Genomic DNA, 13,411 nt, shown 5'->3' with positions numbered 1-13,411 from the left:
GGCGTGGCGGAATCCGGCGGTGATGAAAGCCATCTGGAAACCGTTAGGGATACTTAGGCTGCAGGGATGAAAAAAGACGGGCAGAAACTGAAAACCAAATCAGTTTCTGAGATACCCACTGAACGGTGAAGTCCATAAAGAGTTCACCGTGAATGGGCATCGGACCGTCTTTTTCCATCCCTGCGGCCTTAGTATCCCTTACGGTTGGAAGCCGGTTTTCATCACCGCCGGATTCCGCCCCGCCTGGCCGGTTCTCAACCCCTGCCCTGCGGACGCCGCCTCGCCGCGCTTTCCTGCGTAACTTTCACATCTAAAATAACGATCTACACCCCATCCCCCGGCTGCGCCGCCGCCTTCAACACCCGGTCCGCTTTTTCCCACATCTCCTGCGTGGACAAAATTCTCTCCGTGCCCAGAAGCTGCCGCACCAAATAGGCAAAATCATAGGTCAGCACACCATCATGCCCGGACAGATAGCAAACATCATAGCCGGTTTTGGCCTTCTGACCATAGAAACAGCCGCCTGCCTGGGCCACGGGAATCAGAAGGGTGTCGCCTTCAATGAGGGTTCTGTCACCGTGCTTTAAATAGCCGCACCAAACATAGGTCTTGTTGCAGGCGGAGACCTGCATTTCACGGCCGCTGTCACTGATTACCGCGCTGGCGCCGCCCTCTTCCAGATTTACCGTAAGCTGGGGATACAGCCGGCTTATGCAGTCGCTTGGCGCATAGAAAATGTCCCCGATTTTCCGTATGGCTCCCGGCAGGGAAACCAGCCGATTATCCACATAAGCATTTACCGCGCCGTCGGCCAATACCACGGCATTGCTGTCCGGCTGAAAGGTTTTGTCCGGGGAACCTTTTACCACGCGTCCGTTTACCCGGCGGTATCCGCTGAAAAAATACGTCCATATAAAATCCGCCATATCCATGGACGGCCCATGTCCTCCCTCTTCCACCGAATAGAAATGGAAATCATAGTTACCGGAATAAGTCAGGGCATTATATCTGCCGCGGACGCTGAGAACCGGCTCCCCGCCGCAGGAATTGCAGTGTTTCCACAATTCAATGCAGGGCAGCTGGTGCATCTCCATCTTGGCCTGGATCATTTCTTCCTCTCCGCCGTTTTTCTTCTGCAGTTCCCTCATCAGATCAAAGGTAGGAGTTATGTCGTCAATATGCTGAAAGGTTCCCATCGGCATTGCCAGATCCAAAGAGCCGTGGGTTCTTACCACCGGAATGGCGCATTCTCCTTCAAAATAGAAAGTTCCGTCGTTCCTAATCAGCCGCTCCGCTCCTACCGGCCCGGACAGGGTTGCCGCAGCGGCAAAAGGATGTTTCGGACTGTTTAACAGGTAATAAGTACCCATCACATCTCCAAAAGACTGCCCATGGAGATAAATCCGCTCCTTGTCGATCCTGTATTTCTCCTGTATCAGTTCAAGAAGCAGATTGATATAACGGATATCATCTTTAAGCCCCTTCGTCCTCCTGCCGTCTGAAAAATCCTCCCAGGCCGACCAGGTGTGCTCCGTTGTCAGAGACTGGGGATATAAAACAATAAACCCTTCCCTCTCGGCAACTGCCGCCCAGGCTGTGCTCAGCTCCGCCCGGTGGTTATTGCCGCCCCGCTTGCTGCTTCCTCCGTGAAGGGTCACCACCAAAGGCATTTCCCGGCTGTCATCGTAACCCGACGGAATAAATTCTTTCCAACTGCGAAGCGCTCCGTCAATTTCCCAGGCACAGTCAATGATCCCCTCCGGCCGGTCAAACATCTCCCGGCCTTCCATATATTGAATTCGGGGTTTTACCTTAATTTTCATAATTACCTCCATTTCGAAGCATTGTAATGCTGAGAAAGGCGAGCCAAACATAAGATTTGGCTCCGCCTTCAGAGAATCTGTTTATTTCTTATAAATTTGTGCAACGTCTGCATCCAGGCTGACCACTTCTTCCCTGATCGTGGCCACATCGCGGGCGATAAATGAACTGGCCATCTTTCCCCACCTTTCCTGGCTTTCCGCATCCGGTTCCACGCTGCAGATGACTTCATTGATCTTCTGAACCAGCGCTTCATCCATGTTTCCAGGGCCTACCACGTACATAGGCGCGCGGAAGGCGATTTCTTCCAGCCCCAGATCCTTATAGGTATCAATTCCATCCAGTGCGGCAAACTCGGAGCCGTCGTTTAAGGAGTTGTTTACCAGTCCTTTTAAATCGCCGTTTTCCACATATCCGTTGGCCTTGTTCTCAGACTGTAAGGCCACATCCAGATTGCCTGCAAGAAGGGCGGTAATCATGTCATTTCCGCTGGCAGCCACATATTTCACGTCTAAACCGTAATACTCCATCAGCAGTTTGATTTTGATTTCCTGGGTGGTTCCCGTGCTGGTGCCCACGGTCACCTCTCCCGGATGGGCTTTGCAGTATTCTACGAATTCTTCCAGATTGTTGTATGGCTTATCGGGCTGTGTCAGCAGAATGGAACCCTGTCCTGCGCCGCCGGCGGCAGGGGAAACGATCGTAAAGTTGTTGGGATCCATTACGTCATATTGATATTTTCCCTGATGATACATGATGTTGGAACCAGAACCGGTGAACAAAAGGGTTGTGCCGTCGTTCTTTGCGGTTCTCGTTTTCTCCATAGCCAGAGTTCCCGACCCGGTCGCCTCATTAATAAGGCTGAACTTTGCCTTAGGATACTGTTTCTCCAAAAATTCAATTAAAATTCTTACGGATAAGTCGGTGTTGCTGCCAGCCGCGCCAGGGATGATGATATCAATGGTCCCTTTCGGCCACTCGATATCACTAGCAGCCCCCTGCGCCACCGTATCCTGGGAAGCTTCCTCTTTCTTCGCTTCCGCCGCGGAAGTGGCGGGCGCCTCCGCTTTCTTGCTCTCTGCCGGCGCGCCGGATGAGCCGGACGAACCTCCACAGGCCGCCAGTGATGACGCCGCCATAGCTGCTGCCAAAATTAATGCTGCTCCTCTTTTTTTCATAATCATTCACCTTTCCTTTTATCATTTTTAAGCTGCTTTTTTTGCAGCTATTTTTGCTTTAACAAATGGACCAACCACATTCCAGATCAATGTGCCCGTACCGACTAAAATAAAGATACAGGCAAATGGTTTGGTAAAGAAGGACCACAAACCGTTGGATGCCATGTTCATGCCGCTTCGGAAGTTCTTCTCCAGAAGCCCGCAGAGAATAAAAGAGAGGATGAACGGCATCTGCGGCACCTTAAAATACTCCATAAACACGCCCAGGGCGCAGGTAGCCAGCGCTACACCCACGCTGAAAAGATTTCCGCCTGATATATAGGAACCTAAAATACAGATAATGATGATCGCAGGATACAGGAAATGATACGGACATTTTAAAAGCGCCGGGAACAAAGGCATACCGATGATTTCAAACACCAGAATGATAATCGCGGACACGATAGCCGCCGTGTAAAGCATATACACGATCCCCGGATTGTTCTTCAAAAGCAGAGGCCCCGCTTCAATTCCGTGTACCGTCATAGCCGTCATGAATATGGTCATGACGCCGTTGCCTGGGATTCCCAAAGCGATCATCGGTATCATAGCGCCTCCGATTCCCGCATTGTTGGCGGTTTCAGGAGCGATAACGCCTCCAATAGCTCCATGGCCCCACTCCTCTTTGTTCTTTGCCAGATTCTTTTCATTGGCATATGCCAAAACCGTTGAAGTGTTGGCTCCAAGACCGGGCAGGAATCCGATAAATGCACCCATAATGAAGGAGCGGATCATATTCCCAATATTGTCCAGCAGGTCTTTTCCCGGGAATTTAAATCCCTTTACTTTGATTGCCGATGCTGAGGACTGCTTGCTCCCCCTGGTATATTCCATCAGCATAGTGCGCCCCGCAAACATCCCCATCATCAGGTTTACTATGTTCAGACCTGAAATCAGATACATGCTGTCAAATGTAAAGCGCATGGTTCCGCATAAAGGCGCGCTTCCCACACAGGCGGCCAAAAGCCCCAGGCCGCAGGATGCCAGCCCCTTCACGATATTTCCTTTCGCCAGACCGATTACCATGGCAATGGCACAGTAGCACAGTGCAAAATATTCCCACGGTCCCAGTTTAACCGCCCATTTTGACAGGTACGGGCACAAAATCATAGCCAGGATCAGCGACGGTACGGTTCCGAAAAAGTTACATATAACTGCGGCGCTCAACGGCCGCACCGGATCACCTTTTTTAGTGAATTCATATCCGTCCCATGTGGTTACAATGGAAGAACTGGTGCCGGGAATCCCAAGCAGGATGGAACCGATACATCCGCCGGAAGTGCTTCCTACATAAAGTCCCATGAACAGAGCCAGCGCCAGGCTGGGATCCATCCGGTAGGTCATTGGCAGAATCAAAATTGTGGCAGTTCCTCCGCTCAGCCCCGGTATGGCTCCCAGAACCACGCCTAAAATGGAACCGGCCACTATGTAAAGAATTCCCGTCGGAGTTGCCAAAAGCTGCAGTGTATCTATAATCGCCTCATACATGTTCTATCACTCCCTTCTAACCCAATAATCTCTCAAACAAAATACCCTGCGGCAGACGCGTCTCCATCACGATCACGTAAAGCACAAAAATTGCCGCCGACACAAAAACCGTATACAGAACAATCTGGATTGTTTTGGTTTTGGTGCCTCTCGAAAACAAAAAGCTTACGATAAACAAAATTACCGGAATGGCAATCTTATAACCGGCAAACCATAACATTCCCCAATACAGCAGATAGATCCCATAAAGAGAAAACAGCCTTTTCCATTCTTCTCTGCTCAAAAACTTCCTGCCTTCCGTTTTCTCCGGCTTCACCGCCAGCACCAGGCCGCAAAGACCGATTAAAATACAGGCTGCTGCCGGAAATATTTTCGGTCCGGGATCTCCCACCAGAATGCTGTCGCTGATCCTGTTTGTGAAAAATCCAAAGTTCAAGGAAACGATCACCAGAACGATTCCCAATACCTGGTCTTTGTACAACTTTTTCATGTTTCTTTCCCTCCTGTCTTTGTTTCGTTTCAGTCTTGTGGTTATTATAATTTTCGAAGTTTTTTTTTACAATTTGTTTTCGTTTTTTCTCATTCTCCCTATTCATTGTGCACAAACATCTTTTATTTTCAGTGCATAATCAACAAATATGTGCTGAATATACATTGTTTTTCGTTTTTTTGTCTGATATAATAAACCCCAGAATTTTTACAAAGGAGCAGGCCAGGCAGAGAATCCCTCTCTGCTTTGGAACTCTCGAATGGAGGGAATTATGATTACATTTCACCATATTATTGCGAAACTGAAAGATGCGGTCGTCAGTTATCAGCTTCCGTTTAACCAGTTTTCCCTGTCCAACCGGCTGATTTTCCTCGATGAAGACCTGTCCACCCCCTTAGTGTCCGACAGCTTTATTTTCTGCAGCACAGAGACCTTTAACAGGTGCATGGATCTGAAACTGCCGCCCCGGATCTGCTTCTTCGTGTCCGGAACCAGACAGGAACTTCCTGTACATATACCACATACCTGTAACTATATCGCCGTTTCCCTGAGCTTTCCGGTACTCTGTACCCGGGTGATGGAAATTTATCAGAACTACAGTTCCTGCCGGGATAAACTGTCCCGGCTGCTCCCCAACCGCCAGTGTATTGAAACTTATTTGAAAGACCTCTCCCTTTCCCTGAATTCGGCCTGTTACCTGTATAATGATGAATACCAGCTCCTTCTGTACGCTCACTCCGGCGGCAGGGATGACGTGGTAAATACGGACTTTATCGTCAGCGCCCTGGAGAAGAAGCCCTTCTGTGTGACCCAAGACCCCACATACGGGTGTTACTCTTATTTGGAGCAGCAGACCTTTCACAACCGCACCTTCTACCTCCATTTTGTCTGTCATTCCGATTTTTCCGACTATGACATCAGCTGGATCGCTGCGGAAGCCCTCAGCCATATCCTGACCAGTATTTCCGATTACAACATTCCGCTGTACACCACCAAAGAACTTGCCGCACAGCGGTTTTTGAATGAAATCATGGACGGTTCCCTCAGCAACTGGAATGAAGTGGGCGCCCGGTATACTTCACTCACTCCCTATCCGGTTATGTTCACCACGGTTGTCTACATTTTAATGCCGGAAGCCGCGGAGGCCATGTCCCATGTGTTTTTCCTTTCCGAACTGAACCGGCTGTTTCCCGACTTCGTGACCGGCCCTTATGAAAATGACCTGATCATGCTGGCGCCTAATTCCGACAAATATTCCCGTTTAGACCTTCACAACCAGGAATTCAACCGGCTGCTGGAGCGGTACTCGGCCTTTGCCGGCTGTTCTTTATGGACCAAATTCCGCCTGCGCACCTCTGTCATACTGGCCCGCTCCAATGCGTTCTTTGGCATGACCCTGCATTTGGAAGGCAGCAGCAGGATCTTTTACCACAATGAATACGCCCTGTATCATTTGATTGACCTGGCGGCCGATTCCTTCCGGGAGGTGCACCAGTCCAGGGATTTGACCTATTTGCTCCATCCCTGCATCCTGAAGATCAACGGCTATGATTTAAGCCATAATACAAACCTTTTAGAGGTTCTCTACTGCTATCTGCTGAACGGCTGCAGCATCAACGACACTGCCGCCCATTTAAATGTCCACCGCAACACCATACAGGGCAAAATATTAAAACTCAACGATCTGGTAAATGAGGATTTCACCAAAAACGGGTTAATCCAATGCCGCCTTTTAATGTCCTGCATGATCTTTTTCTACCAGGACCGTTATCTGAAAGAACCGTTCAGCAGGCCTCAATCCATGCAGTATTCTTTTAAAAATCTGGACGGAATTAAGAAATAAAACGAAAAAACGCCCGGGGCAGCTCATCCTATGCCCCAGGCGCTTTTTTATCTTTTTATATGTTTTCACAAAAATCAAATACCGTTTCCAATTCCATGGTCCACGCATCGGAATGAGCCCCGCCGCCGACGGTGAGCATACGGATATTCACTCCCTGGCTGGCGATGTAAGCGAAATCCGCCCGCATCTTTTCATATCCATTGTGGTCTTCTGTTCCGGCAATGAACAGAATCGGTTTGCTGCCGTAACGTTTCCAGTCCGGCACAGAGGGCTCAGGCAGAGCCCCGCAGGGAATCAGCCCCCGGAAGATTTCCGGCCTGTGGCCGCCCAGATGGAAGGTCCCGATCCCGCCCATGGAATTGCCCATGAGGAACACATACCCCGGATCTACCTGGTATTCCTTCATCACCAGGTCAAGGATCTGGTAAAAACCTGCCTGCGCCACCGCATTTTCCTCTATATCCGCCTGGGAATAGTACTGGAGATTTCCCTGTTCATCGGTGAATCCGGGTTTTGCAAACAGGCCCGAGGGAGGCACCGTACCTCCAAAATTACTTCTGTGCACTAACGAATTGGGGGCCAGCACCAGATAGCCCTTTTTTTCCGCCAGATACTGGATCCGGTTATGGCTTCTTTCAAAACCGGAGTTCTCATCTCCACCCGCTCCATGGAGGTAAATCAGCATTTTCTTCTTTTTCTCATATTTCCATCCGGTCGGCACATAGAGCCTGTAGGAATTGAGCATTCCCGCTTCACAAAGCCACAGGGTGCGGTACAAATCCCCCATCTCCTTATGGCTCATTTTCCATTTCAGGACGCGGATCTGGTCAAGATTTTCGTCCGGCCTGCAGCCGTCCAGGGAAATGACCAGAATATCCTTATGCCAGCAATAATCTTTCCCCATCACACTGCACAGCAGCCAGCGGATACCCACCGCCGGTTCCCCGTCCAAATTCTTTACGTCCGTCCCCTGGACCGTCTGTCCTTCAAAGCAAATGACAGCGTTTTCTCCTTCTGTACGATAAGTAAAATCAGGGGCCATAAGCCGACAGATATCAGTAAGCGCCAGATAGATATCATCCTCTCCCATTTTTCCCGGCCGGGCCAGTTCATACTGGTTTTTCCCCATCAGCAGAACAGAGGAACCTGCGCTGACATACAGCCGGTCCGGCTGGAAACAATAGGGCCGTCCTGTCGTTTTCGATACTCTCATAATCATCCGCTCCTTTTCTGAATGTATTCTCACTCCACCACAATTGTATTCAGGTAAACCGTCTTCCCCTCTTCGTTCATATGGAATTTGGAGAAGAATTCATCATACAAAAACCAGGAATCCTGAACCGTGCATGCGTGGGGTTTCAAATCCACTGTGGTGAACTGTACCATGGGAACGCCCTGGCTGTTATGATAGATTTTCGTATCATAAGCTCCCGTTTTATAATGGGCAGGCTGATCCACTGGCTGGGTTTCGTTGCGTTTTGTCCAGTATTCTGCGAACTTCCTGGTATCGGGGTTATTTTCAAAGCTGCCTCCTCCAATATCTCTCTCTCCCATGATAATCCAGATCGGCCGCTTATATCCTTCCACAATGCCCGGGGTGCTGTAATCGCCGAAAAAGCCGCCCCTTAAAACCCCGCTGGTGGTTCCTGACGCCGCAAAATAATCCGGCAGTGTCAGAAGCAGCCGCTGCCCCATAACCGATCCCATGGACTGCCCCGAAGCATAGACCCGGCTGCGGTCAATGGGATACTCCTGAAACAGCAGTTCCAGCATCTCCTTTATAAACTTCACATCATCCATCATATCCTGATGATTCCCTGAGTTCCAGGCCGCATGGCGCAGCCAGTTGTCCTTAGGGAACGGGCGCAGCGCCGCCGCCGGAAACACCACCATAAATCCTCTGGCTTCCGCCACCTTGATCCACTCATTGGTTGGAAGGAACATCCGGTGCATATTGCTGCCGCCATGAAGAGATACCACCAACGGAGCTTTATAGTCCGGGTTCTGTTTCATGGCTGACGGAATGTACTCATACCATTCCCTGCGGTATCCGTCCACCTCCATGGTCCTGAACCTGATTCCCCACTCTTCTTCCCTGCGCCACACCCTCAAATTGCCGTTTGTGATTCCCACAGAGCGGAACTGTCCGGAGAAAAATTCTTCCCAGATCCGAACCGCCGGAATAGCCGGATAGGGCTTTGTACTGACGCCTTCCGTAACTCTGATTTTCGCCCCTGCCATCTCTTCAATCAGGGAATCCACAGTGGTTTCAACAGGCAGATAATAACTGCTTCCCTCTTTTTCATAGGGCACAGGCTGAACCCTATCCGCCTTTTTCCAGTGCTCCAAAATCCGCTCCTGTCCCTCTGTCATCTTTTCCGTTATGATCCACAAAGGCATGGGCACCGAACTGATGGGTTTACAGGGATGTTCCGAAGGCATATGATCCAATGCCTTTAACTCTTCTTCCGTCACATCACAATCCCCTGCCAGCGCCAGGCCTGAAAATGCAACAGGATTTTTCATCGCCAGTCTCTGGGCTTTGGACGCTCCGTCACCGTACCCCATCAAATATACGTAATTGCGGTTTACCACATGGCATTCCCTGGCCTTCATCTCCTCGATCATCTCAGCCAGCTCTTCTTCCGTGCAGTCGCCGTCCACCGCAAAAAGAATGACCCCATGTCTGTCAGCCGCGTCGGTCCAGCCGCTGTTTTCCAGACAGTGTTTTTTATCATCCCCACTGTCACATATGATCAGCACCGCAGGCGTGCTCAAATAAGCGCTGTCCGGAATATACACCAGATACTCACGTTCCTCATTTGTTTTCATCCTGGTTTGAAACAGGCCATAATAAGGCATGCGGTATAAATCATTCCTGTCTATGGTGTCATAATACCCCCTCCGGTCCTCCGGAAATTTCTGTATCTCCATCTTTTATCCTCCTTCTCCCTTTCTTCGTTGTTCTCCACTTATAGCATAAGTTACTTATGGCATTTCAACAATTATATTTTAACTTTTTTCTTTTTTAATGTGCATAGTGCACATGGTTTTCTTCTTTTTCTATTCACCATATCAAATCAAAAGGCAGCAGAAACCGCAGGAAATGCCAATCTCCCCATCGGATCTTTAACCGCTGCCTTTTATTTTTCCAGTTTACTATTCACGGCCCCGCAAGACGGCACAGCCGGCAGAGGGGGCCGTGAATAGTATCTTTTCCAGAAATTAATTTTAAAAAGCCGGTTGACAAATGAAACTCAAAGTATTATGATACTGATTAATAAAATAAACCGTTGAGAAAGAGGAGTAAGCTTCTAAACAATATTACAGAGAGTCGCAGGTGGTGTGATTGCGATATGGCGTTTTTAGCTGAATGGACTTTTGAGGGCGGTCTTGAAGGATCAGTAGGGACCGACGGAAACCACAACCGTTATTCATGTGGCATATATGTTTGTATATGAGGAAAAGTGGACTTTTAGTCAATTTGAGTGGCACCGCGGATATTATAATTCGTCTCAAATATGTTAATTTAACATATTTGGGACTTTTTTATTTGTCCAAACACCTCACCAAAACATAAACGGTATTTTATTAAAATATTAATTCAAATTATGGAGGATACTATTATGAAAAAGAAATTCGCAGCATTAATGATGACAGCCATGACAACTGTTTCCCTTTTATCCGGATGTTCCAAACCTGCATCCAATGATACGGCTTCCACTGCCGAAACCACGGCTGTGTCGGAAGCGTCCACTGCGGGAACCACCCAAAACCAGGCGGACAATGTTAAAGAAGCAACCACTGAAGCCAGCTATACCATTGGAATCGGACAGTTTGCAGAACACGGCTCCCTTGACAACTGCCGGGAAGGATTTTTACAGGGGCTGGCCGATGAAGGGATTATCGAAGGTAAGAATTTAACCATTTATTATGAAAATGCCCAGGCGGACGGCGGAACAGCCAGCCAGATCATGGACAATTTTATGGCTAAGAAAGCGGATTTAATCTGTGCCATCGCAACTCCCATCGCCCAAAGCGCATATGGGGCAACGAAAAAAACCGACGTTCCCGTCATCTACACCGCAGTTACCGATCCTGTTTTGGCTGAACTTGCCAACTCAGACGGCACGCCGGTAGGCAATATCACCGGAACCAGCGATAAACTTCCTGTTGAAAAGCAGTTGGAAATGATCCGGGAAATTCTTCCGGACGCGAAAAAAATCGGCATCATGTACAGCACCAGCGAGGTGAATTCCGAATCCGCCATTGCGGAGTACAAAGCGGCCGCCCCTGCTTTTGGATTTGAAATTGTAGAAAGCGGCATTTCAACCGCAGCCGACATTCCATTAGCGGCTGATTCCCTTCTTGAAAAAGTAGACTGCCTGAATAACTTAACAGACAATACGGTTGTAAGCGCACTTCCTGTCATCCTGGATAAAGCGGGCAAGAAAAATATTCCCGTATTCGGTTCTGAAATCGAACAGGTTAAGATCGGCTGTCTGGCAACGGTAGGCCTTGACTACATCGATTTAGGAAAGCAGACCGGAAAAATGGCTGCCCAGGTTTTAAAAGGCGAGAAAAAGGCCAGTGAAATCAACTTTGAAGTGATTACTGAGGCATCTTTCTACGGCAATACAAAAGTTGCAAGCGATCTTGGAATCACATTACCGGAATCTCTGACCTCAACAGCAAAAGAGATGTTTGACACCATCTCCCATTAATAGAAAATAACTCCGGAGGTTTACTCATGTCAATTATACTTGGCGTTTTAGAAGAAGGTTTTATCTATGCCATCATGGCATTAGGCGTATACATCACATATAAAATACTGGATTTTCCAGATCTTTCAGTTGACGGCACGTTCCCTTTGGGGGCTGCTGTCACTGCTGCGTTAATCCTGTCCGGCATAAATCCGGCAGCCACCCTGCCTCTGGCATTTTTAGCGGGCGCCGCAGCCGGGATCGTCACCGGAATCATTCACGTTAAATTGAAAGTCCGCGACCTTCTGTCCGGTATCATTGTCATGACCGCCCTGTACTCCATTAATTTAACCATAGCGGGCAAAGCAAATGTGCCAATTTTCAGCAAGGAAACCATTTTTGAGAACAGCTTTTTAGACAGATTCATGCCCGCCGCTTTAGAGCCTTACTCGGTTGTGATCATTCTGTTTATCATCGTTGTCATCGTTAAAATACTTTTGGACCTGTATATGGAAACCCGTTCCGGTTATCTTCTTCGCGCAGCCGGGGACAACGATGTGCTGGTAACCTCACTTGCCAAGGATAAAGGCACTGTTAAAATCATCGGCTTGGCCCTGGCAAATGGATTCGCCGCCCTTGCAGGCAGCATTTACTGCCAGCAGAACGGATTTTTTGAGATCAGCACGGGAACCGGCACCATCGTCATCGGCCTGGCCAATGTTATTATCGGAACCAAGCTTTTAAAACGGTTCAGCTTTGTAAAAGCTACAACTGCTGTTGTAATCGGTTCCATCATCTATAAGGCATGCGTATCCATTGCCATCTCCTTTGCCATCTCCCTGGGGCTGGGAGCGTCCAATTTAAAGCTCATCACATCCATTCTCTTCCTTGTGATTCTGGTGCTGAGCAATCAAAAAGGAAAGAAGGTGACAGGCCGTGCTTAAACTTCAAAATATCAACAAATATTACAACGCGGGCACCATCAATGAAATGTGCCTGTTCGAAGATTTTAATTTAACCATCCGTGACGGCGAGTTTGTATCGGTTGTGGGCAGCAACGGTTCAGGAAAAACTTCCATGCTGAATATCATCTGCGGAAGCATCCCTGTGGACAGCGGCCAGGTTATTATCAATGACACCAATATCACCCATATGCCTGAATATAAACGCCAGCGCACCATCGGGCGGGTCTACCAGAATCCGGCCATGGGAACCTGTCCCAGCATGACCATTCTGGAAAATATGTCCCTGGCCGATAATAAGGGAAAAGCGTTTAACCTGCGCCGTGGAACCAACAAACAGAGAATTGATTTTTACCGGAGCCAGTTAAAATCCCTGGGCCTTGGCCTGGAAGATAAACTCCACGTAAAAGTCGGCTCCCTGTCCGGCGGACAGCGCCAGGCCATGGCCCTTCTCATGTCCACCATGACCCCCATAGAATTCCTGATCCTGGATGAACACACAGCCGCCCTGGATCCTAAAACAGCGGAAATCATCATGGAACTGACTGATAAAATCGTAAAGGAGAAACACTTAACCACAATCATGGTAACCCACAATTTAAGATACGCGGTTGAATATGGCAGCCGCCTTCTCATGATGCATCAGGGGCATGCTGTCATTGATAAGGCTGGGGAGGATAAAGACGGGATCCGGATTGATGATATATTGGATCAGTTTAATAAGATTAGTATTGAATGTGGGAATTAGGGGGTATTGGTGAAAGTTACGCAGAAAAGCGGGACGAGGGGGCGGACGGAAGGCCGGATTTTTGAAAGGGGCCTGGCGGAGGGGAAACTGTCGGTGATGAAAACCAGCTTCCAACCGTAAGTGAAACTAAGACTCCAGA

Annotated in this window: 10 protein-coding genes and 1 other annotated feature; of the genes, 4 read left to right on the top strand and 6 right to left on the bottom strand. The window is 48.8% G+C overall.

Translation table 11 applies throughout. From position 1 onward, the window contains the following. Positions 1 to 323: 323 nt before the first annotated feature. The 4 genes from GPL15_RS18180 to GPL15_RS18165 all read right to left on the bottom strand — a co-directional run bounded on the left by GPL15_RS18180 (position 324) and on the right by GPL15_RS18165 (position 5,016). A complete protein-coding gene (locus GPL15_RS18180) occupies positions 324 to 1,823 on the bottom strand; it encodes a PHB depolymerase family esterase (RefSeq protein WP_215700115.1) in 1,500 nt (499 codons plus the stop codon). A gap of 81 nt (positions 1,824 to 1,904) precedes the next feature. Then, on the bottom strand, positions 1,905 to 2,999 hold the full coding sequence (locus tag GPL15_RS18175) for a tripartite tricarboxylate transporter substrate-binding protein (RefSeq protein WP_215700114.1): 1,095 nt from the start codon (positions 2,997 to 2,999) through the stop codon (positions 1,905 to 1,907). A gap of 27 nt (positions 3,000 to 3,026) precedes the next feature. Next, positions 3,027 to 4,526 (bottom strand): tripartite tricarboxylate transporter permease, encoded by a 1,500-nt coding sequence (locus GPL15_RS18170; protein ID WP_215700113.1) that lies wholly within the window; start codon positions 4,524 to 4,526, stop codon positions 3,027 to 3,029. A gap of 16 nt (positions 4,527 to 4,542) precedes the next feature. Then, on the bottom strand, positions 4,543 to 5,016 hold the full coding sequence (locus tag GPL15_RS18165; protein WP_215700112.1) for a tripartite tricarboxylate transporter TctB family protein: 474 nt from the start codon (positions 5,014 to 5,016) through the stop codon (positions 4,543 to 4,545). 271 nt (positions 5,017 to 5,287) lie between these two features. Between GPL15_RS18165 and GPL15_RS18160 the strand changes: the two genes are divergently transcribed. Further along, positions 5,288 to 6,859 (top strand): helix-turn-helix domain-containing protein, encoded by a 1,572-nt coding sequence (locus GPL15_RS18160; RefSeq protein ID WP_215700111.1) that lies wholly within the window; start codon positions 5,288 to 5,290, stop codon positions 6,857 to 6,859. A gap of 55 nt (positions 6,860 to 6,914) precedes the next feature. Here the strand turns inward: GPL15_RS18160 and GPL15_RS18155 are convergent, their stop codons facing one another. Together GPL15_RS18155 and GPL15_RS18150 are read right to left on the bottom strand one after the other, a co-directional pair. Continuing rightward, the gene (locus GPL15_RS18155) at positions 6,915 to 8,072 is read right to left on the bottom strand and encodes a hypothetical protein (protein WP_215700110.1); all 1,158 of its coding nucleotides are present in this window, start codon (positions 8,070 to 8,072) and stop codon (positions 6,915 to 6,917) included. Between the two features lie 29 nt (positions 8,073 to 8,101). Next, positions 8,102 to 9,793 carry a PHB depolymerase family esterase gene (locus GPL15_RS18150; protein WP_215700109.1) on the bottom strand — a complete coding sequence of 564 codons (1,692 nt, stop codon included), beginning with the start codon at positions 9,791 to 9,793 and terminating at the stop codon, positions 8,102 to 8,104. Between the two features lie 350 nt (positions 9,794 to 10,143). Next, positions 10,144 to 10,380: a binding site (T-box leader), on the top strand. A gap of 105 nt (positions 10,381 to 10,485) precedes the next feature. Between GPL15_RS18150 and GPL15_RS18145 the strand changes: the two genes are divergently transcribed. The 3 genes from GPL15_RS18145 to GPL15_RS18135 are packed head-to-tail and all read left to right on the top strand — an operon-like array spanning position 10,486 to position 13,272. Then, the gene (locus GPL15_RS18145) at positions 10,486 to 11,583 is read left to right on the top strand and encodes an ABC transporter substrate-binding protein (RefSeq protein WP_215700108.1); all 1,098 of its coding nucleotides are present in this window, start codon (positions 10,486 to 10,488) and stop codon (positions 11,581 to 11,583) included. 26 nt (positions 11,584 to 11,609) lie between these two features. After that, positions 11,610 to 12,506 carry an ABC transporter permease gene (locus tag GPL15_RS18140; RefSeq protein WP_215700107.1) on the top strand — a complete coding sequence of 299 codons (897 nt, stop codon included), beginning with the start codon at positions 11,610 to 11,612 and terminating at the stop codon, positions 12,504 to 12,506. Then, entirely contained in the window at positions 12,499 to 13,272 is a 774-nt protein-coding gene (locus GPL15_RS18135; RefSeq protein ID WP_215700106.1) for an ATP-binding cassette domain-containing protein, read from the top strand. The genes GPL15_RS18140 and GPL15_RS18135 overlap by 8 nt, the downstream gene beginning before the upstream one ends. Positions 13,273 to 13,411 lie beyond the last annotated feature (139 nt).

The organism is Clostridium sp. MCC353, assembly GCF_018785315.1.
In the GTDB taxonomy this organism is placed as follows: Bacteria; Bacillota; Clostridia; order Lachnospirales; family Lachnospiraceae; genus CHH4-2.
Note: the sequence above shows the minus strand (reverse complement) of the source record. Positions and strands in the feature narration are given on the sequence as shown.